The sequence below is a fragment of the Lysinibacillus sp. FSL W8-0992 genome, from assembly GCF_038008685.1.
Lineage (GTDB): Bacteria > Bacillota > Bacilli > Bacillales_A > Planococcaceae > Lysinibacillus.
The window spans coordinates 435,888-455,833 of record NZ_JBBOZQ010000001.1 but is presented as its reverse complement, the minus strand read 5'-3'; the positions used below and the strand labels follow the sequence as shown (position 1 = coordinate 455,833).

The following is a 19,946-nucleotide window of genomic DNA, read 5'->3' as shown; positions in this document are numbered from 1 at the left end:
AACTCAAATGTCTATAGTCTTTTTATGAAAAAGGGTGACTGTTGCTATTCATTTTTTCTACATACGGATATGCGAACTACTATCAGCGTCGTAGCATTCTGGAGGACCTTCTTATAGCGGGAAAATTCACTGCGCTTTCAGCGGGCACGATGTAAGCCACAATAGTCACTAGCGCGCCGTTTGTTGCCTCTGACGTCCTGTGTGTCCCGCAGGAAGCCGACGCCGTTGATAATTCAGCCGCGAGGTCGCTCTGGCCTTCAAGGTGACGTAGGTGAAAGTCGCTAATAGTTTGCTGCAAATAATTAAAAAAACGACTATTTGAATATGGCAAGTAGCTTAATAGAAAAAGGCAATGCCTGAAAAGTACATTTAATATAGTAGGGAATGTTCTTATCTAATTAAAAAAATAGCAAAAGGCATCAAGATTGATGCCTTTTGTAAAATTATTTAAAGCGTTAATTCCCTCTTTTAAATAGGGATCCTGGCCAAAATGCATATTTGCCAAGCACTGTTGTAATAGCTGGGACAAGTAAAGGTCGCACAATAAACGTATCGAGCAATATACCAATAGCCGTCACAACCCCGAATTGTACAAGTACTTGAATTGGTAGTGTAGCAAGCACTGCGAACGTACCTGCTAAAATAAGCCCTGCAGATGTAATAACACTACCTGTATGCACAACGCCTTCTTCTACCGCTGTTAAATGATCCTTCGTTTTTCGTTTCTTCCAAATCTCTGAAATCATGAAGATATTATAATCCTCGCCAAGTGCAACTAAAAATACAAAGGCATATAGCGGAATAGAGCCTGCAATTGCCTCTGCCCCCATGACATAATGCAAAATAAGCCAACCTGCGCCAAGTGCACCAAAATAAGAAATAATGACTGTAGCGAGCAGATATACAGTTGCTGTTACTGAACGTAAATAGACAAATAATAATAAAGCTATTAAAGCAATCATTGTCGGCATGATGACAGATTCATCACGCTCAGTAACTTGTTTTGTATCATATTGACTTGCTGTTTCTCCACCAATCCATACGTGCGTATCAGCGTCTTTAATACCCGTGTCTTCAAGTAACTGAACTACTTCAGCCTTCAGCTCTGGAATATGTTCTAAAGACTCTTTTGCATAAGGATTTGCATTCAATGATAATTCATATAATTGAATAGAGTTGTTTTTCGTACCAATTTGTACATCAGAAACATTATCAATATATGAAATGTTTGCAAGCTGTTGTTGTAAATTGATATCACTACCTTGCGTGTCGATGACTAGCTGAACAGGTGCCAGTTCACCAGGTGAAAAATTTTCTTCTATTAAAGTGAAGCCCTCACGTGACGGCATATCTTCTGGGAATGAAGACAATAAGTCAAATGTATATTGAATGCGTGGTACAAATGATGCTAAACCGCCAAGAAGCAGGAGAGTGATAACAATAACAATCCATGGCTTATGTGTTACAAAGCGTCCAATTTTATGACTAACTTTATGTGAAGATTTATGTTGTTTTTTGCCTTTTCTCTTTGCCATTTCCTCTGTACGTGGCGTGAATGGGAAAAAGGCTACTCGCCCTATAACAACGAGAATCGCTGGCAATACAACAAGTGCAGCAATTCCCATTACTAACACGCCAAAGCTAAATGGAACTGCGAAGCGTTGGAATGAGCCATAATGGGCAAGACTAAGGGTAGCTAAACCAATAACAACCGTTAGGGCACTCATCATAATAGCGCCACCCGATTCCTTAACAGCGAGCTTCATCGCTGCAGCTTTATCCTCAACTTCAAATAAAATTTCACGGTATTTTGAAATTAAAAATAAGCAATAATCTGTTCCTGCACCAAATAGTAAAACTGTCATAATCGATACAGCTTGTGAATCTTTATCAATCCATCCTTGCTCTGCAATGAAGCCAAGTGTTGGGCTAATTACACCGTAAGCAAGCCCTACAACAATTAGTGGGATAATGGCAAGTAATGGAGAACGATAAATTAAAATTAATAACACTAATACAAGAAGCACTGTCGCTATCATTAATTTCACATCAGCTTGTGAGAATAAGCTAACAGCATCTGTTGCAATACCAACTGGACCAGAATAACGAACATGAAGAGCGTCACTTGTTAAGTCTTTATCCAATTGCACATTATTCGAGTCCATTGTTTTCGTTAAGGAATCTAGGCTCTCTTGTAACATATCTGTTGCAACACCTTTTTCAAAGAACACAGGTGTGACAAGAGTGGAGCCATTGTCAGATGTAGATGCAGAAAAAGCCTGTGGAGGCATTGCATCATAAGGTGGTATGAGCGTTTGATGCTCTAAAGGATTTGTTTTAAGCTCTGCGTAAACCTTTTGGATAGCTGCAAAATCATCATTTGTTAGGCCGCTTTCTCTATGCCAAACGAGTAATAATGGTGTCCCTGCATCATTAGGAAATTCTTCAGCAATAATTGCTGCTGCTTGCTCGGACATCTCAGTATCAGGTAAATTTTTACCGGACTCACTTTCAATACTGTTAATTTGTGGCCAAGCAAACGAGAGGACAACAACAAGTAAAACCCAGCATCCGAGTGCTAAAAAACGCCCTTTTTTACTTGCTACCATTGAGCCCCATTGCTCAAGAGGGTGTTTTTTCATGAGAAAACCTCCGTTTCGTGTAATTATTATTAATTATATATACTAGAAGGTTAATTAATCAATAAAGAAGTTTTGATATGTTATAATATGTTTAAAAGAACACATTATAAGGAGGCGATCTTGTTGAAACAATCACCGCGTGTTCTAGGAAGACCTCGCCATGATGATAAGTCTAAACCTACAAAAGATATAGTCTTAGAAACAGCAACGATGCTATTTATTAAAGAGGGCTACAAAAATGTGTCCATGGACGATGTTGCGAAAGCCTGTAATGTTACGAAAGCTACGATTTATTACTATTACCCAACTAAAGGGGATTTATATACATCGGCTTTGGTTGAAATGATGCATAGAATTAGGCTGCATATTGAACGAATTTTAGAACAGCCCATTCCATTCAAAGTGCGATTAGAACAACTAGTTGAAGTACATTTATCGGCAACTGTTGATATTGATATGAAGAACTTTATGCGTGAAGCTACAATTAATTTATCAAATACTCAATTAAAAGAAGTCCATACATCAGAAAATGAAATGTATAAAACGATTGAGCACTCGATGCAAAATGAAATGGAAAAGGGCACGATTCGCAATGGGAATGCTGAATTTTTTGCCCATACATTTATGGCATTGATGTCAGTGGGCTATTTTAAAGATGGGGAAGGAAAAAGATTATTTCAAACAGTGCCTTTAGCGGCGAAAGAGATAATTGATTTCTTTTGGTTATCTGTCGAAAAGTGAGAATATTTGTAGGTAATAACATTTTTTATAGCGTATTGGTTTTTAAAGGGGATTTCTTTTTTGGATTATTTTACTAAAACAAACAAATAAAGAGCGTGGATAACTAAAAATGGTTTACAAATAAACTATTTTTAAAAGATTGTGCTGTAGTTGATTGAAATAATGCGTAAACAGTCTTATAATGGATGTTGTAATATCACCAAGATAAGAGATAAGGATGGAATTGTGATGCGCTTTGTGCAAAATGCAGTAAATATTGTAATAATAAATCATGAAACTCGCTTTCCAGCCCTTTGTGACTGGTGTGTAAGATATCCGCTGTAAGGACTGTTAAGAAGATCGCTTAATGGTCTTTTTTACATGGAGGCAATATAAAAAATAGTATTAGTGACGGCAAAGGAGAGTTCAAAATGTCAGAAACGAATAACCAAGCACAGTCTGAACAATTAACTGTGAGTCAAGAGCAATTAGATGTACTAGACCAACTATTAAAGCCTGAGGTGCAAGAATCTCTAACAACTTTAGTTGAGCAATTACCAAAGCTAACTGAAATGATGACGTTATTAACTAAATCATATGAGTTTGCTCAAGCTGTTGCAACTGATGATGTACTAAAAAGTGACACTGTTGGCGCTGTAACAGAAATGGCTGCACCAGTAGTAGGATCAGCTAAACAACTTGCTGCAACTGCTATTGAAGCAAAAGATCGTGCTTCTGAAAGCAATGAAGTAATCGGTTTATTTGGTCTTGTAAAAATGATCAAAGACCCACAAGTTCAAAATGTTTTCCGTTTTGTAAATGCATTTTTACAAGTAAACGCTGAACGTAAATCTAAATAAGGCCGAGATATATTCAATTCGTAAGGACGGAGGATTAATTAATCATGTCAAAAGAAATCGTCATCTTAGGTGCTGGTTACGCGGGTGTATTAACTGCATTAACAGCACGTAAGTATTTATCAGCTGATGAAGCTAAAATCACTGTAGTAAACCAATTCCCAACTCACCAAATCATCACTGAACTTCACCGTTTAGCTGGTGGTACTATTGCAGAAGGTGCAGTAGCTTTACCGCTTAAAAAAATCTTTAAAGGTTTAGATATTGATTTACAAATCGCTAAAGTAACTAAATTCAATGTTGATACTAAAAAGGTTGACCTAGATAATGGTTACACTTTATCTTATGATACATTAGTTGTTTCTTTAGGTAGCCAAACTGGATTCTTCGGTATCCCAGGATTAGAAGAAAATTCAATGGTACTTAAATCAGTTAACGATGCAAACAAAATTAACCGACACATTGAAGATCGTATTAAAGCATATTCACAGTCAAAAGACGAAGCAGATGCAACAATCGTTATCGGCGGTGGCGGTTTAACAGGTGTTGAGCTTGTTGGTGAAATCGTGGACAACTTCCCGAAAATCGCAGCAAAACACGGCGTAAACTTTGCAGATCTTAAAATTAAACTAGTTGAAGCTGGTCCTAAAATTTTGCCAGTACTTCCAGATGTACTTATCGAACGTGCAACTGAAAGTTTAGCAAAACGTGGTGTTGAATTCATCACAGGTACTCCAGTAACAGGTGTTGAAGGTAACGTTATTTCACTTAAAGACCGTGAGTCAATCGTTGCTAATACATTTATCTGGACTGGTGGTGTAGCTGCACTTCCAATGGTAGCTGAATCAGGTCTTGCTGCTGATCGTGGCAAAGCAACAATCAATGAATTCCTACAATCTACATCACATGAAGATGTATTTGTAATCGGGGATGCTTCTGTTGCATTACCAGGCGATGGTGGACGTCCACTTTACGCTCCAACTGCACAAGTTGCTTGGCAAATGGGCGAATGCGCTGGTTACAACTTATTCGCACAATACAAAAACCAAGAGATGAAAACATTCTCTGCGGTTAACTCTGGTACTCTTGCAAGCTTAGGCCGTAAAGATGCAGTTGCTACTATCGGTGCTAGCAATACACAACTTAAAGGTCTTCCTGCAACACTTATGAAAGAAGCGTCTAACATTCGCTATCTTACACACATCAAAGCGCTATTCGGCTTAGTGTATTAATTTTCAATAAATAACTAAATTAATGCCCCGTAGATGTTAATGAAAAAATGAACATTTTACGGGGTGTTTTATTGCTAAGTTTGCCCATAAAGCTACTTTTAAACGAATGTCTCGTTTAAAAGTAGCTTTTTTAAAATAGAGAAATGAAAGATTAGTTTTGAAGGTAAATTTTGAGCTTTGTTAATATAGTCTGACACGTAGAAATCGATTCTAGTGTATTGTTCGTTATTTCGAGTGAATGATCTGCATTTGTTGCTATAGTAAGATGATGGGACTTTAGCTGATGCAGCTTTTCATTGGAGAAATGAGGGTCAGCTGTTCCAATTGCTATGAAGCTATGTCGATTTACTAAGTTTTGCATAATGTGTTCAAAGGATAGTGGTGGTGTTAATAGAATATAGCGAGAAGGAATAATGGCCTCCTGTTGCATATAATAGTCGACGATTGGAAATGCTCCGAGCGATTTTCCAACGAAAACAGCTTCCTTATAAGCATTTGAGTGTAAATAATATGTAACGATAGAATTGGCGGCATTATAAACCATTTCTGAAATAGCTTCTGGTGGCTGATTGAACTGCTGTTGCTCAAATGTATAACAAACTTGGACAACATCATAGCCTAAGTCTAGCATTAGTGTAGTAGCGTAATGCATTAACGGTTTATCATAGTTATAGCCTGTACCCGAGAACATAAAGCAAATTTTATTACTATTCATATCAAAAAAGTTGTAAGCAATATCGTTGTAAATTTCTTTACTAGGTTTGATTGTCATTATAATCCCCCTTAAATTAGTAAAATGTAAATATGTAACTTTTTTATATAAAGTTAGTTATAATTTCAATATAACAGGAAGGAGGTAAATTATGAAGGCTGTTACAATAAATGCTTTTGGACCGCCGTCTGTCCTAACAGTGGTGGATTGTCCAAAACCGATGATTGCAAAAGGGGAAGTGCTAATACGTACGTCCTATACGAGTGTAAATTTTGCTGATATTAAAAATCGAACTGGAAATAAAGCAAAAGCTAATTTTCCTATGATTCTTGGTTTAGATGTAGCTGGTGTTATAGAAGAGGTTTTTGATGAGTGCAGTGATTTTAAAAAAGGGGACCACGTCATTGCCTTTCCAAAAAACGGTGCATATGCTCAATATGTTGTAGCAAATGAACAGGTAGTCTTTCGCATTCCGAATGGTGTACCTCTTGAAAAGGTAGCTGCTATACCGACTGTTTTATTTTTGTCCTACATTTTAACGCATCACATCACGCAAATTGGTACGGAGGATAGTGTTTTAATTCATGCCGCGTCGGGTGGAGTGGGGACGATGCTTATTCAAATGGCGAAAAAGCGTGGGGTAAAGAAAATTATAGGTACTGTTAGCTCTGTAGAAAAAGCAACCATTGCTTATGAGCTAGGCGCACATCATGTTGTGACATATGAAAATTTTAGTGCCCAAGTTAATGAATATACGGATGGTCTTGGTGTCGATGTTGTTTTCGATTCAATTGCCGGAACGATTACAGAAGAGAGTTTTAATTGTTTAGCGCCATACGGTACTCTTGTGCAGTTTGGTAATAGTAGCGGTAAAGCGGGCAATATTAAAACATCTGATTTACATAGTAGTTGCCGTAATGTAAAAGGCTTTAGCTTAGGAACGACTCGGTCTTTAAAGCCGGAACTATTACAACAAGTAGCTCCAGAAATTTTTACACTATTGCAGGATGAAAGTTTCCAAGTGCCGATAGCAGCAGTGTTTGACTTAGAGGACATGGAAAAGGCGCATGAGTTGATGGAGAGCCGCCAGCATCAAGGGAAGATATTAATTAAAATTGTGTGAGTGCCTGTCACTTAGCTCAGCAGGCAATTGTAAGCCGCAACCGTCGCTGTTGCACCATTTGTTGCGTCTTACTTTGCTGCGTTCCCTCAAGTGAAAATAAATTGTTTGAGAATTGTGTGAGTGACTGGCACTATTTTAGTTTTTCGTATATTCTTCTTTTTCGGTAAAGCATGATTCCTGTTTCTGCTACATCTTGCATCATACCTTTATTAGCGTATGCTCCGAAAATCATACCTGCTATCGGAACCATTTGGAAAAGCTTTTTCCAGCCCATTTGATCACGATAAGTGAAGAATACTTCCTGCCAACCTTGAAGCTGTGAAATCATCTTTTCGGATACGTTATTATTGTCGTGCATGGATGAAATTTCTTCTAAAATAGCTTCTTTACCTACAATATCAGCGGAGGTAAATTGTAGGCACTTCACAATGAAAATACGTTCCATTTTATCATCAGGGTCAAAGCCATGAATAATTGCTATTTCTTGCAGCGTTTTTAAAGCCATTCCTAATATAAATGGGATATCAATAGCCAATGTAAAAATGCCGCCAAAGCCAGTAGAAGCCCCTTGGACTGTTGCCAATTTAACGCGTTCTTTTTGTAGCTTATCACTTAGAGCAATCATTTCCTCTAAAGGAATGTTACCGATATCAGAGATTGTAAAAATATTTGGATACGAAGAATTATTACGGATTTTTTGAATCATCGTTTGCTCATTGATTAAATATTTACCTCCTGATTGAACATAGCTCCCAAGCTCATCAACAAGTAAAGCTAGTTTTTGTTGAATAAAGGTAGGGGTCATCTTATCTAAAATTTTAAAAGGAATACGCCCTAATCTTTCCCAAAACCATAATCCTTTTTGGTCTTTTTCCCACGCTTCAATTTCTTGTAAATAAATTTGTAGTTGCTCCTGATTCTCCATTTATCTATTCCCCTTGTGAGTGCATTTAGTTACAATACGTAAACTAGTTTAAAAAGTTTCAAGTTCATACATATCTATTGCCATACAGAAGCAAGTAAAGTAATACCCTCATCAATTTGCTCAATTGACAATCCACCATAACCTATAATAATCATGCCATGTTCAGTAGGGTGTTGAAATGAAGTAGAACAAGGATAGACATTGACTCCTACCGCATGAGCAAGCTGGATAGCGTTATGCTCTGACAATCTTTTTGGTAATTTCACAATAATATGTAGCCCAGCATTTTCACCGATAATTTCAAATTCCTCAGAGAATTGACTACGAAGAGCTGCAAGTAACGTCTGCTGTTTTTTTCGATAGATAGTACGCATTTTTGCTAAATGTTTATCGAATAAGCCTTGCGCAAGAAAATCTGCTAGTACAAGCTGAACTACCTTTGAGACGACTGACTTTTGTTCTTGATGGAAGCGGGTAAATGGCTCTACTAGTGACTTAGGCAAAATCATATAGCTAATACGTAGAGAAGGAAGAAGTGTTTTTGAAAATGTGCCAAAGTAAATGACCCGCTGTAGCTGATCCATGTTCGCGAGAGAAGGGATTGGAAGGCCCTTATAACGAAATTCCGAATCGTAATCATCCTCTATAATAAATGCATTATTTAAGGTTGCCCATTGTAACAGTGCAGCACGGCGTTCAATCGACATAATCATACCTAGTGGAAATTGATGTGCTGGTGTTGTGTATAACATGTGAATAGCTTTTTTAGGTACAGTAATGCCTGAGTTATCCACAGAAATCGGATGTGTTAATAAACCACATTGTTGTAAAGTGGCCCTTACTCGTTTAAAACCTGGTTCTTCTAAACCAACTTGGGTTTGTGGCCCGAAGTAATGGCATAGAGCCTGTAGTTGGCTTTGTGTACCGCTATAGACAAATACTTGTGATGCATCACAAGTAACTCCTCTAGAGCGTTCAACATAGTGGGCAATCTCTTGTCTTAATGTAGTTTCTCCTTGCCACGGACTTGTTGATAAAACATCCTCAGTAAAGTGTTTTTTCATTAGCTTATGAAAGGCTTGTAGTGGGAAAGCAGCTTTATCCACATGCCCATTATTAAAATCAAATTTCACTATGTCATTCGTTGGCAAGGAAACTGAATCTTCTGTTTGAACTTGCTGTAGCCATTCAAACTCAAATGGCGCTATATAGTAGCCTGAGCGCTCTTTACTATATATATAACCTTCTGCAAGCAATTGCTCATAGGCTACTTTAATTGTATGAACACTGACATTTAATGTTGTTGCAAGCAGACGTTTTGAAGGTAATTGTTCATGTGCTAAAAGTTTCTGCAAAAGAATAGCTTGTTTAATGCTTTCATAAACCTGTACATATTTAGGAATATGTCCTGTGAACGAAATTGCAAGTTCCATCATCTATCAACTCCTTGGTATGGTCTGAATTTTAAAAATTGGTTATGTTCATCATATCAAAATTACCGTTTAATAATGAAAAAGGAGTGAAGGTCAATGAATTTCAGCGCTTTAGAAAATGAAGTCGTTTTATTAAGACCATTAGTAAAAGAGGATGTACAAGGGCTACTTACAGCAGGAAGTTATCCAGAGATTTGGTCGTATTTGTCCACAACGATTGAAGATGAAACGGGTGTGCATAACTTTGTGGAAAAGGCATTGTCTAGCAAAATGCAAATGGAGGAGTTTCCATTTGTCATTGTGGATAAACGTTCGGGACAGATTATAGGCTCAACAAGGTATATGGATATTGATAGCAAGCATAAACGTCTAGAAATAGGAAATACATGGATTACTCCTGCGTTTTGGCAAACTGCTGTAAATACCAATTGTAAATATTTATTACTAAGCTATTGCTTTGAGGTAATCGGTCTACAACGGGTCCAAATAAAAACAGATCATGAAAATACACGTTCTCAAAAGGCAATTGAACGTATAGGGGCAACGAAAGAGGGCGTTCTTCGCAATCATATGCTACGTAAAGACGGTTCGACTCGGCATACGGTAATGTATAGTATTACGATCGAAGAATGGCCAGAAGTAAAAGCTCGAATCGAACAGTTATTGGGTTTGGGCTAATTAAAAGTCTTTCTCCATTTGCTTAACTTACTAAAAACAAGTAAAAAAATGGATATTTACTAGTCTTATAATCTAGTTTTTGTAAAATTATGTGTGAGTAATGGTATTCAAGGGTAGATTACTTAAAATCTATTTTTGAAAAGTGGGGGAAAAGTATGTTAAAGCCGAAATTAACATTACGACAAATTTACGGTGATAATGCTGTGTATACACCTCGTACGCCATATAGCGATAATCCATGGATGATGGATGATTGCCATAAACTAGATGCATTAACAGCAAGGGAAGTCGCCATCGCGGATATTCCTGTTTTAGTGCACCGTGCGACGCAAACGGCGAAGGCTAAAAAAATACATGAATTAGCGGGTTTAACATGGGTAGAGCAGCCGTATACGTATGAAACACAAGAAGAATATTTAACGCAATTAGATGCTTGGTGTGAAGAAGGAAAGACGATTGTTTGTCAGTATTTACATGACGCAGAGCATATGAACCGTAATTGCTATTGGATGGATGCCGCCAAATTTAATGAGCTAAATACAAAAGCATATATTGATCATTTAATTGATAGTAAATACGTACCAAGCCGTTTAAATATTGAACTATATAGATTATCGGATGCAATGAAAAATTGGAAGCCACCTGTTGTGCTCAAGCCTGGAGATGATTCGCCCACTTCTGGTGGATACGGCGTCATCATATGCCAAAATCAAGATGAGTTAACAGAGGGTTTACGTCAATTTCGAATGAACGGGACGGAAAGCATTATTATAGAAGAGTTGTTACAGGCAAAAGATAATTATAGTTGTCAGTTCGTTTATTGTGAAGAGCTTGGTATACAGTATTTAGGTGCTTCTCAACAAATGACAGATGACAATGGAATTTATGAGGGGAATGTCATTGTAGAAAAAGTACCAGATAAAGTGATTGAAGTAGGTCGCCATATAATGGAGCGTGGTGTGGCAGAAGGTTTTGTTGGTGTAGCGGGGTTTGATTTAATCGTAACAGAGGCAGGAGATGTGCAGGCGATTGATTTGAACTTCCGCCAAAACGGCTCTACCTCTATGTTAATGTTTCATGAAGCATTAGGTAAACCTGTTAATAAATTTGCTTCCTATGCATCAAAAGGTGCTGAGGATAATGAAGCATTTTATCAAAAGATTGAACAATTAATAAAACAAGGTGTTCTATTCCCATTAGCTTTTTATGACGGGGATTATTTTGAAAACAAAGTAGCATCAAGATTTGTTGGTATTTGGTATGCGGATGCATTACAAGAAATCGAAGAACTTGAAGAGCAATTGCTTTAATGTTAGAAAAGAATGGTCGTTACGTTGCATTTAATTGACGTTGATTTTCGCTACGGGCGGCACTCTCCGTTGCAATCAACTAGTAAAATTGTTTGAGTGCCTGACACTTATAAAAAATACACTACACTTTCCGCGGGCACTCTGTAAGCCGCAACTCTTGCTGTCGCATGGTCAAGTTGCGGCTTACATTGCGTGCGTAATGAGCAGGAGTCTACGGGGATTTTCCCTGGCAAGTTATAAAATACATGATTTGTGTGAAAATTGTTTGAGTGCCAGGCACCCTGTCCCTGTTAATCTACCATTCTTTTTTTATAAACAAAGCCAGTAACAATCCAAGCTACTATTGACCAAGCAATAATAGTAACGATAGGAATAATGTAATCCATTGAAGAGTAGTTACCTTCTAAAGCCTCTGCTAGAAGAACTAGTTGAGCGCTTGGAAGCCACTTTGCAATTTCTAGCACTGGATAGACAGAAGCTAAAGTTAAGGCAAACGGTCCAAATGAGAAAATAAACATAACAGGCAACACGATAATAGATGCTTCCATAATTGTTTTTGCAAATAATCCACATAATGTTCCTAAGGCGATGTAGAAAACGATAGACAGTAATAGAGCGATAGCTAATATGAAAAGATTTGCTGGCTCGTAACCAACAAGGAAAATCGACAAGCCTACTACAACAACCGTCACAATAGAGACGAACAAGCTTTTACCTATTAAAATATCTCCAAGTGAAGCAGGAGAAAGCATTAAACTTCGGAGTGTATTTTTCTCCTTTTCTTCTGCAATTAAACAACATTGTACATAGGCAGTAACAACTGCAAACACTAAATTTATTGGTAAAAAATAAGCGTCGATACTATTTGTTCCGATTTTGTTATAAGCAAAAGCTAAAATAAGGGGTAAAAAAATCATAACAGAGACTGCGTAATTTCTTGAAAATTCCTTGTAGTCCTTCATGAAAATAGCTTGAATACGTGTTATTGATATGTTCATATTAGATCACTCCCTGTTATTTGCATAAATATATCGCCTAAAGTTGGCTCATTTGTGTATATACGTGCAACTGCATTTTCTTGCATCCAATGAAATAGTTTTTGCGCATCCTGATCGCCATTTTGAATCGTTTCAGATTGGCCATTTTTCAATTCAACAGTAATCGTTTCATCTCCAAAATCTTTTTTTAATTGCTTCGGTGAACCGATTGCACGAATTTTTCCTTGATGCAAAAAGGCAACACGATCACAAAGTATTTCTGCCTCACTCATATCGTGAGTTGTTAAAAAGATTGTTGTTCCGAGTTCATTTAATTTCCGTAAGCCGTTATAAATATGCTGCGTATTCACTGGGTCAAGTGCAGATGTTGGCTCATCTAAAAATAACAATTCAGGTTTATGCATAATGGCACGAGCTAGTGTGACACGTTGAATCATGCCTTTAGATAGCTGACTAACTTTCTTTTTACGTTCTGGGTAAAGATTAACAAAATCTAAAGCGTCTTTTACTGCTGTATGAGGTAATTGATACAAATTACTATATAGTAATAAATTCTCTTCAATTGAAAGCCGTGTATACAGCCCGCTATTATCCGTCAAGATACCAAAGCGCTGACGATTTTGACTATATTTCATTTCACTAGCAGGGCGATTAAATAATGATACATCTCCCGCAGTTTTTTCAGTTTGCGCAGTTAATATTTTAATAGTAGTTGTTTTACCTGAGCCGCTTGGACCAAGAAAACCAAATATTTCTCCTTTTTTAATAGTGAAGGAAACATCCTGTAATGCAGCTTCACTATTAAAGACCTTTTTTAAATGTTGAACATCAATTACTGTCTCCATGTGTAAACCTCCTGTGGTTGTTGATAGCCTAACTTTAAAGCACGATGGAGAGGTAAACATTAAATTACAGGTGAAAGGCGGAAAAATGAGCTTCAATGGAGTAATATTTAGCTGACAGGAGTCGTTTATTTCCTGGGAAATCTACTATATTCCGAGTATTTCTTTTAAATCTGCTAGTTTGTTTTTCGACAATGGTACAATTGTTTTTTCGTTGCTATTTAAAGCAAGACTGTAGCTATTGCGGGTCCAAGTAATAATCTCACGTACTTTTTGCAGGTTAACGATATAAGAACGATGACTTCTAAAAAAGCCGAATGGTGTCAATTTTTGTTCTAAATCATTAAGGGACATTGTACATGGATAGGCTTCATTTGCAACATAGACGCTCACAACACCTTCGACACTTTCAATGTAATCTATTTCTGGTGGATTAAATAAAATGATTTTGTCATTTTTCTTTGTTGGGATTTTATCAAGTCGTATAGGTGCATTTTCGTTATGTGTAGGAACTGTTTCGATTTCATCCTCTTTTACATCGAGTGCATGCAAACCTAATGCATCTAATCTATATATTTCGTCGCACGAAATAATTAAGTCCTCTAAATTGTTTGAAAGTAAAACAACAGATTTTTCTTGGTTTTGAAGTGCCATCAAAAGCTTGAGAACATTTTGTTTTGAAAATTCATCTAAGTTTTGAAGGGGTTCTTCGATTATTTGAGTAGGTGCTAGATTAAGATATGTATGTAGCAATTTTAACCGTTGTTTTTCCCCATGTTGAAGTTTAAGTATTTTAATATTCCTCTGATCGGACAAAGAAAACAGCTTTAAAATTTCCTCTTTATTGTGTAGAGGCGCTGTAAAAAGTTTCATAGAAAAATGAATATACTCTCCTACTGTTAATCGTTCGTATAATGCACTTTCACGAATATGCGTATATGTCTTTTCTTGCTTTGTAAACCATTGCATTAAAGTATTGATTTTCGTTACATCTGTGTAGATGCCTACAATAGCTCCTATATGCAATGGAAGTTGAAAGCTTGGATAAATGACATTTCCTGATTCCGTGTAAGGATCGATTTCTAAAAGCTGTGGTTGATTCAAAGTGATAGCCTCCACCTCATAAAAGATTTATAAAAATTTTTTTATATACGTCTGCGCCAGCATAGCACTTTCTTGATGAAATGAAGCGTTATAACGATCCATAAATCCATGTTTCCCTGGAAATTGAATAGTTTGTACAAAGTGTTGATGCTTTAGTGCATGACTCAATTTTTCGACATTGAAATTAACCTCATGACTAGGTAGAAGAATAAGTGTCGGGCAATTTGGTTGCAAGTCAAGATATTGGCGAATGCGTGAGCCGTAGACGCAAACAACACGATATAACGGCAGCGTAGCAAGTCGCCAAGCAAGTGTTGCGCCTACACTATAACCGATTACTATAACTTTTTCATATTGTTGTATGGCAGTACTTAGTTGTGTGAAAAGTATTTCCAAAGGAGCATCGAAGCCAATTTCATTAATGAAATACTTGTAAGCTTCTTTTTCCTGATTATAAGTAAAGCTTTTTTCATCTGTGTAAAGTTGCACACATTCTACCTCGGTTTGCTTATCCATAAAGGCACATGCCTGTTCTCGAATAAAATCATTTACTCCATAAATTTCATGTAAAATAAATATTTTTCTATTTTTTCTATTCAATTGAGACTCCTTTTTTGCTTTTTCAAATAGTGTATCAAAAAGTAATTATATCGTACATTTAATCCATTAAAAGTAAATTTATGGTTTGGTAATTTATGTAGTAATAAAGTTTTATATCAATAAGTAAATTGCTCACATGATTTAAATGTTTATTATTGGAAATATGATTAATAACTATTGTTTTAGAGGATTTAGGAAATGGGAAATGGAAAAAATAATAAAATTTTAATTATTTCAATATAATATTATCAGAATGAAAAGTCGAAGGTATTTTTCAAATGCTGCTATAAAAAAAGAGTAACCTAAGTGTTAGTAAAAGAAAAAATTTTTTGACTTTTTTGAAATAACAATGTAAAAATAACTTTATCTTTATTCGGCGAATGTTTAGGTGAGGAGATGGATGAAAGTTCACCTTCACAATGGGCTTCAAAACGCCGCATGATTTATATGAGGAGGATGATGGAAATGGAATACCAAACAATTGAAGTGAATGGTAGTGCATTACATTTTGTAGATTATCCAGGTGAGAAAGGTACTATTATTGCCGTACATGGTTTAACCGGCAACCATATGCAAATGCATTATTATGCTGAGCTTTTGAAAGGCGATTATCGTTTTATTTCGGTTGACTTAAAAGGGCGTGGTAATAGTGCACCAGCACCTGAAAATACAGGTATTGAGTTACATACACAAGATATATTAGCGTTGCTTGATGCGTTAAACATTGAGAGCCCGATATTAATGGGTTACTCAATGGGGGCATTTATCATGGCGAATGTTGCGAGTAAACGAAAAGATGTAAAAGGGGTCATTTTACTTGATGGAGCAGCAACTTGTACAGATCATCAACGCCAAATTGTTGAACCATCACTAGGTCGAATTAGCAAACCGTATGACTCAGCGGACGCGTACATCGAGGAAATAAAAGCAATTTATGGTCGCCTAGGCGTTGAATGGACAGATCATTTAGCAAGCGTAGGTCGTTATGAGGTTGCAATACAAGATGAGCATTGGGAAAATAAGTCTGACGAAGAAAAAATCCGTTTAGATTTCCAAAGTTTTTATGACTACAAGCCTGCAGAGGTTTTTGAAAAAGTGGAGTGCCCAATACTTTTAATTCATTCAACTGGTGGTATTGGAACAATGCCCGCATTATTTTTAGTGGAATCTTATACAGAAACGCTAAAATATGCCAAAAATATTTGGAAATTCACTTCAAATAGTAATCATTACACTTTGGTTTTTGAAGAAAGAAAAGATGTTAACCGAGTAATACTGCGGTTTTTAGAGAGTTTCTAAAAAAAGAGTTGCAGTTTTTAAAATTTTATGCGAATAATTAAATAACAAATATTAAATGCCTATCGAGCAGCTTTAGAAAAACGACCTTTTTCTACTTTCCCTGCTTGACTGTTGGCTACACTTTTCTAAACGTACGGTACATGCCGTCTTTTGGGGAAGTGTGGCCTTTTTTTATTCGAATTTAACAAAAAGGGGATTTGTTGGATGTCTACAGGATTAGAGTATTTTAAAAAAGTTTATGATGTAGTACCTGAATGGGTGCAAAAAATGCATGATTATAATCCAGCAATGCTAGACCACTATACAGCACTTCGTGGAGCAGCAATGGCACCAGGTGTACTTTCTGTAAAGGACAAGGACATTTTGTTAGTTGGCATGAATGCAGCAAGACATTATGCACGAAGCATGGTGTACCATACAAAAGGCGCCATTGATGGTGGTGCTACTCTCGAAGAATTAATTGAGTACTTACTCGTAGCGTTTAACTATGGTGAGGAAAAAGCATTACAGATTGGCTTGCAGTCTTTTGACTATGCGTTAGAGCTAACGAATACGAGTGCAGACAAAATTTCACATGATGCTTCAGCAATGGATATTGTGCGCTATTACAGTACGTTTGCTTCGACAGATCAAAGTAAGGCATATTTTGAGAAATTATTAAGTTTTATTGTTGCAAAAGATGAAAACGCTTTAAAAGTTGCGTTACTTGATAGCAATGTTGTATCAACGCAAATGAAACATATCTTAATGACGGGAATTTACACAACGATATTGAAAAATGAGGAAACAGATTATTGGGCTAAACAATCACGTGAAATAGGTGTAGAAGAAGCAGAATTAGCAGAGCTAGGCTATATTTGCCTATTAACAGCTGGCATTCCTTCTTGGTTTGAAATTAGTGATGCGCTTATCCAAAAGTAATGGAGTGAATACAATGAAAATTTATGAATCTGTAGAACAGGCTTTATCTTGCGTTGAAAGTGGCCAAACAATAATGGTCGGTGGCTTTGGTTTAGTAGGGGGTCCACTCACTTTAATAGATGCACTAGTAGAGTTAGAGGTCAATGATTTAACAATCATCAGCAATAACTTAGGGGAAAAAGGTAAGGGTCTTGGAAAATTGCTAGAGCAAAAGAAAGTAAAAAAGGCAATCGGCTCTTACTTTACTGGCAATCGAGATGTTGGCGAAGCATTTCAACGTGGAGAACTTGAAATTGAATTATTACCCCAAGGTACATTAGCTGAATCGATTCGAGCTGGTGGTGCAGGGATTGGTGGCTATTACACAAAAACATCTTTTGGAACAGACTTGGCTAAAGGTAAAGAAACAAAAATAATTAATGGTGAAGAATACGTTTTTGAGGAAGCGTTAAAGGCGGATGTCGCAATTATTCGTGCACATAAGGCAGATAGACTTGGAAATTTAGTGTATTACAAAACTGCGCGTAATTTTAATCCGATTATGGCAACTGCGGCCAAGACAGTCATTGTTGAGGTAGATGAAATTGTAGAAGCAGGCGAACTAAGTAGTGATGATATCATTACTCCGCATTTATTCATTGATCGAGTGATTGTAGCACAGAAGATTTTAACGAAGGAAGGCGTTGTGGAGAATGGCTAATCCAATTCAAGAGCTAATAGCAAAAAGAGCTGCAAAAGAAGTTGCAAATGGACAAATTATTAATTTAGGTATTGGTATCCCTACACTTGTTGCAAAGTATGTAGAAAATGACAATGTTCACTTTCATACAGAGAACGGCATGCTCGGCGTAGTAGGTGTAGATGAGGATGATATCGATCCGAATGTAGTGAATGCTGGAAAAATGCCAGTTGGAGAAGCGATTGGATCATCCTTTTTTAATAGTGCAGAATCATTTGGCATGATTCGAGGGGGTCATGTGGATGTAGCCATCTTAGGCGTACTACAAGTAGATGAGCAAGCACGTATCGCCAATTGGGCAGTACCAGGGAAAAATATTATTGGTGTTGGTGGTGCAATGGATTTACTAATCGGTGCACAAAAGGTCATTGTCACGATGACGCATACATCAAAAGATGGGAAAAGTAAGATTTTAAAGAATTGCACTTATCCAATTACCTCAACTCGTAGCGTGGATACGATTATTACTGAATTGGCAGTTTTTAACTATGTAGATGGACAGTTACATTTGGTTGAATTAATGCCTGAAGTTACATTACAGCAAGTAGAGGCTAGCACAGAAGCAAGTTTTGTCAATGCGTTGAAATAGGAGGGAAATAGCATGAAAGAAGTAGTTATTGTAGAAGGTGTTCGAACAGCTATAGGTAAGTTAGGGGGCTCATTAATCAATGAGACAGCAGACATTCTTGGTTCAACAGTTATTCGTGAACTCCTAAATCGTACACAGCTAGATCCCACGCTAATTGATGAAGTGATTTTGGGACAAGCAAAACAAAGTGCTGATCAATCCAATGTTGCACGCCTTGCATCTCTACGTGCCGAGCTACCAATTACTGTTCCAGGTTATACAGTACATCGCCAATGTGGTTCGGGACTACAATCCATTAATAATGCGGCACAGCAAATAGCTCTTGGCTATAGCGATATTATTATCGCAGGGGGAACAGAATCCATGAGTACAGCCCCATATTACTTACGAAATGCTCGTTATGGATATGGCGTTGGAAATGCTGTCATGTTAGATCCGAACACAGAAAGTCAACCAGGCTCACAACCGTTTGAAGTTTATGGCATTTCAACGATGGGTGAAACAGCAGAAAATTTAGCCGAAAAATATTCAATTTCTCGTGAAGAGCAAGATGCATTTGCACATCGTAGTCAAGAACTTACAGCGAAGGCCATACAAGAAGGTTATTTTGACAAACAAATTGTACCTTACGAAGTGAAAAAACGAAAATCAATAGAAATTTTTGAAAAAGATGAGCATCCATTTTTAACGAGTAAAGAGAAGTTAAGTACGTTAAAACCTGTATTCCGTAAAGGTGGAACAGTAACAGCGGGCAATAGTAGTGGGCGTAATGACGGTGCAGCTGCATTGTTAATCATGTCGAATGAAAAAGCTATAGAACTAGGCTATAAGCCCAAGGTAAAAATACTTGCTCAAGCAGCCGCTGGCGTAGATCCATCTATAATGGGAATCGGTCCAGTTCCAGCTACATTAAAAGCATTGAAGCAGGCAAATTTATCAATTCAAGATATTGATATTATTGAGCTAAATGAAGCCTTTGCAGCCCAATCTATCGCAGTTATCAATGAACTTGGGTTAGATATTAATCGAGTAAATCCAAACGGCGGTGCTATTGCAATGGGCCATCCTATTGGGGCAACTGGTGCCATTTTAATGACAAAACTTATTCATGAGCTTGAACGAACAGGCAAGCGTTATGGTTTAGTAACATTATGTATCGCAGGGGGACTTGGTGTTTCCACTATCGTTGAAAACTGCCAAGCATAAAATAACACCGAGTACA

The 19,946-nt window shown here is 37.1% G+C and carries 19 protein-coding genes; 11 read left to right on the top strand and 8 right to left on the bottom strand.

Going from position 1 to position 19,946, the window contains the following annotated elements:
• Positions 1 to 455: 455 nt before the first annotated feature.
• Positions 456 to 2,642 carry an MMPL family transporter gene (locus NSQ74_RS02110; RefSeq protein ID WP_340821286.1) on the bottom strand — a complete coding sequence of 729 codons (2,187 nt, stop codon included), beginning with the start codon at positions 2,640 to 2,642 and terminating at the stop codon, positions 456 to 458.
• A gap of 123 nt (positions 2,643 to 2,765) precedes the next feature.
• Between NSQ74_RS02110 and NSQ74_RS02105 the strand changes: the two genes are divergently transcribed.
• From NSQ74_RS02105 to NSQ74_RS02095, 3 genes are all read left to right on the top strand, one after another.
• Positions 2,766 to 3,383 (top strand): TetR/AcrR family transcriptional regulator, encoded by a 618-nt coding sequence (locus NSQ74_RS02105; protein WP_340821285.1) that lies wholly within the window; start codon positions 2,766 to 2,768, stop codon positions 3,381 to 3,383.
• Between the two features lie 410 nt (positions 3,384 to 3,793).
• Positions 3,794 to 4,222: a DUF1641 domain-containing protein gene (locus tag NSQ74_RS02100; RefSeq protein ID WP_173478809.1), complete on the top strand. Its 429-nt coding sequence runs from the start codon at positions 3,794 to 3,796 to the stop codon at positions 4,220 to 4,222.
• A gap of 44 nt (positions 4,223 to 4,266) precedes the next feature.
• Positions 4,267 to 5,451 carry an NAD(P)/FAD-dependent oxidoreductase gene (locus tag NSQ74_RS02095; RefSeq protein ID WP_340821284.1) on the top strand — a complete coding sequence of 395 codons (1,185 nt, stop codon included), beginning with the start codon at positions 4,267 to 4,269 and terminating at the stop codon, positions 5,449 to 5,451.
• A gap of 151 nt (positions 5,452 to 5,602) precedes the next feature.
• Here the strand turns inward: NSQ74_RS02095 and NSQ74_RS02090 are convergent, their stop codons facing one another.
• Complete coding sequence (locus NSQ74_RS02090) at positions 5,603 to 6,223, bottom strand: hypothetical protein (protein WP_340821283.1); 621 nt, start codon at positions 6,221 to 6,223, stop codon at positions 5,603 to 5,605.
• Positions 6,224 to 6,314: 91 nt separating this feature from the next.
• Between NSQ74_RS02090 and NSQ74_RS02085 the strand changes: the two genes are divergently transcribed.
• A complete protein-coding gene (locus NSQ74_RS02085; protein ID WP_340821282.1) occupies positions 6,315 to 7,286 on the top strand; it encodes a quinone oxidoreductase family protein in 972 nt (323 codons plus the stop codon).
• Between the two features lie 130 nt (positions 7,287 to 7,416).
• Here NSQ74_RS02085 and NSQ74_RS02080 read toward each other — a convergent pair whose 3' ends face one another.
• Positions 7,417 to 8,211 (bottom strand): EcsC family protein, encoded by a 795-nt coding sequence (locus NSQ74_RS02080; RefSeq protein ID WP_340821281.1) that lies wholly within the window; start codon positions 8,209 to 8,211, stop codon positions 7,417 to 7,419.
• Between the two features lie 74 nt (positions 8,212 to 8,285).
• On the bottom strand, positions 8,286 to 9,644 hold the full coding sequence (gene pdxR, locus NSQ74_RS02075) for a MocR-like pyridoxine biosynthesis transcription factor PdxR (RefSeq protein ID WP_340826386.1): 1,359 nt from the start codon (positions 9,642 to 9,644) through the stop codon (positions 8,286 to 8,288).
• A 96-nt stretch (positions 9,645 to 9,740) separates the two neighbouring features.
• Between pdxR and NSQ74_RS02070 the strand changes: the two genes are divergently transcribed.
• Together NSQ74_RS02070 and ldmS are read left to right on the top strand one after the other, a co-directional pair.
• Positions 9,741 to 10,322: a GNAT family N-acetyltransferase gene (locus NSQ74_RS02070; protein ID WP_340821280.1), complete on the top strand. Its 582-nt coding sequence runs from the start codon at positions 9,741 to 9,743 to the stop codon at positions 10,320 to 10,322.
• Positions 10,323 to 10,477: 155 nt separating this feature from the next.
• The gene (gene ldmS, locus NSQ74_RS02065; RefSeq protein ID WP_340821279.1) at positions 10,478 to 11,632 is read left to right on the top strand and encodes an L-aspartate--L-methionine ligase LdmS; all 1,155 of its coding nucleotides are present in this window, start codon (positions 10,478 to 10,480) and stop codon (positions 11,630 to 11,632) included.
• A 290-nt stretch (positions 11,633 to 11,922) separates the two neighbouring features.
• Here ldmS and NSQ74_RS02060 read toward each other — a convergent pair whose 3' ends face one another.
• From NSQ74_RS02060 to NSQ74_RS02045, 4 genes are all read right to left on the bottom strand, one after another.
• A complete protein-coding gene (locus tag NSQ74_RS02060; RefSeq protein WP_340821278.1) occupies positions 11,923 to 12,630 on the bottom strand; it encodes an ABC transporter permease in 708 nt (235 codons plus the stop codon).
• On the bottom strand, positions 12,627 to 13,475 hold the full coding sequence (locus NSQ74_RS02055; protein WP_340821277.1) for an ABC transporter ATP-binding protein: 849 nt from the start codon (positions 13,473 to 13,475) through the stop codon (positions 12,627 to 12,629). The genes NSQ74_RS02060 and NSQ74_RS02055 overlap by 4 nt, the downstream gene beginning before the upstream one ends.
• Positions 13,476 to 13,619: 144 nt before the next feature.
• On the bottom strand, positions 13,620 to 14,576 hold the full coding sequence (locus NSQ74_RS02050) for a LytTR family transcriptional regulator DNA-binding domain-containing protein (RefSeq protein WP_340821276.1): 957 nt from the start codon (positions 14,574 to 14,576) through the stop codon (positions 13,620 to 13,622).
• 27 nt (positions 14,577 to 14,603) lie between these two features.
• On the bottom strand, positions 14,604 to 15,176 hold the full coding sequence (locus NSQ74_RS02045; RefSeq protein WP_340821275.1) for a dienelactone hydrolase family protein: 573 nt from the start codon (positions 15,174 to 15,176) through the stop codon (positions 14,604 to 14,606).
• Between the two features lie 465 nt (positions 15,177 to 15,641).
• On the opposite strand from NSQ74_RS02045, the gene NSQ74_RS02040 reads away from it, so the two are divergent.
• From NSQ74_RS02040 to NSQ74_RS02020, 5 genes are all read left to right on the top strand, one after another.
• Positions 15,642 to 16,475: an alpha/beta fold hydrolase gene (locus NSQ74_RS02040; protein WP_340821274.1), complete on the top strand. Its 834-nt coding sequence runs from the start codon at positions 15,642 to 15,644 to the stop codon at positions 16,473 to 16,475.
• Positions 16,476 to 16,679: 204 nt separating this feature from the next.
• Entirely contained in the window at positions 16,680 to 17,396 is a 717-nt protein-coding gene (locus tag NSQ74_RS02035) for a carboxymuconolactone decarboxylase family protein (protein WP_340821273.1), read from the top strand.
• 13 nt (positions 17,397 to 17,409) lie between these two features.
• Complete coding sequence (locus tag NSQ74_RS02030) at positions 17,410 to 18,096, top strand: CoA transferase subunit A (protein ID WP_340821272.1); 687 nt, start codon at positions 17,410 to 17,412, stop codon at positions 18,094 to 18,096.
• Complete coding sequence (locus NSQ74_RS02025) at positions 18,089 to 18,724, top strand: 3-oxoacid CoA-transferase subunit B (protein ID WP_340821271.1); 636 nt, start codon at positions 18,089 to 18,091, stop codon at positions 18,722 to 18,724. The genes NSQ74_RS02030 and NSQ74_RS02025 overlap by 8 nt, the downstream gene beginning before the upstream one ends.
• Positions 18,725 to 18,736: 12 nt before the next feature.
• Positions 18,737 to 19,930: a thiolase family protein gene (locus tag NSQ74_RS02020; RefSeq protein ID WP_340821270.1), complete on the top strand. Its 1,194-nt coding sequence runs from the start codon at positions 18,737 to 18,739 to the stop codon at positions 19,928 to 19,930.
• Positions 19,931 to 19,946 lie beyond the last annotated feature (16 nt).

Bases quoted from the DNA above. Each gene is read 5' to 3' on its own strand.
- NSQ74_RS02055 (WP_340821277.1), bottom strand. From the start codon at position 13,475: ATGGAGACAGTAATTGATGTTCAACATTTAAAAAAGGTCTTTAATAGT.
- NSQ74_RS02095 (WP_340821284.1), top strand. From the start codon at position 4,267: ATGTCAAAAGAAATCGTCATCTTAGGTGCTGGTTACGCGGGTGTATTA.
- NSQ74_RS02090 (WP_340821283.1), bottom strand. From the start codon at position 6,223: ATGACAATCAAACCTAGTAAAGAAATTTACAACGATATTGCTTACAAC.
- NSQ74_RS02080 (WP_340821281.1), bottom strand. From the start codon at position 8,211: ATGGAGAATCAGGAGCAACTACAAATTTATTTACAAGAAATTGAAGCG.
- pdxR (WP_340826386.1), bottom strand. From the start codon at position 9,644: ATGGAACTTGCAATTTCGTTCACAGGACATATTCCTAAATATGTACAG.
- NSQ74_RS02035 (WP_340821273.1), top strand. From the start codon at position 16,680: ATGTCTACAGGATTAGAGTATTTTAAAAAAGTTTATGATGTAGTACCT.
- NSQ74_RS02110 (WP_340821286.1), bottom strand. From the start codon at position 2,642: ATGAAAAAACACCCTCTTGAGCAATGGGGCTCAATGGTAGCAAGTAAA.
- NSQ74_RS02085 (WP_340821282.1), top strand. From the start codon at position 6,315: ATGAAGGCTGTTACAATAAATGCTTTTGGACCGCCGTCTGTCCTAACA.
- NSQ74_RS02100 (WP_173478809.1), top strand. From the start codon at position 3,794: ATGTCAGAAACGAATAACCAAGCACAGTCTGAACAATTAACTGTGAGT.
- ldmS (WP_340821279.1), top strand. From the start codon at position 10,478: ATGTTAAAGCCGAAATTAACATTACGACAAATTTACGGTGATAATGCT.
- NSQ74_RS02025 (WP_340821271.1), top strand. From the start codon at position 18,089: ATGGCTAATCCAATTCAAGAGCTAATAGCAAAAAGAGCTGCAAAAGAA.
- NSQ74_RS02020 (WP_340821270.1), top strand. From the start codon at position 18,737: ATGAAAGAAGTAGTTATTGTAGAAGGTGTTCGAACAGCTATAGGTAAG.
- NSQ74_RS02040 (WP_340821274.1), top strand. From the start codon at position 15,642: ATGGAATACCAAACAATTGAAGTGAATGGTAGTGCATTACATTTTGTA.
- NSQ74_RS02030 (WP_340821272.1), top strand. From the start codon at position 17,410: ATGAAAATTTATGAATCTGTAGAACAGGCTTTATCTTGCGTTGAAAGT.
- NSQ74_RS02060 (WP_340821278.1), bottom strand. From the start codon at position 12,630: ATGAACATATCAATAACACGTATTCAAGCTATTTTCATGAAGGACTAC.
- NSQ74_RS02070 (WP_340821280.1), top strand. From the start codon at position 9,741: ATGAATTTCAGCGCTTTAGAAAATGAAGTCGTTTTATTAAGACCATTA.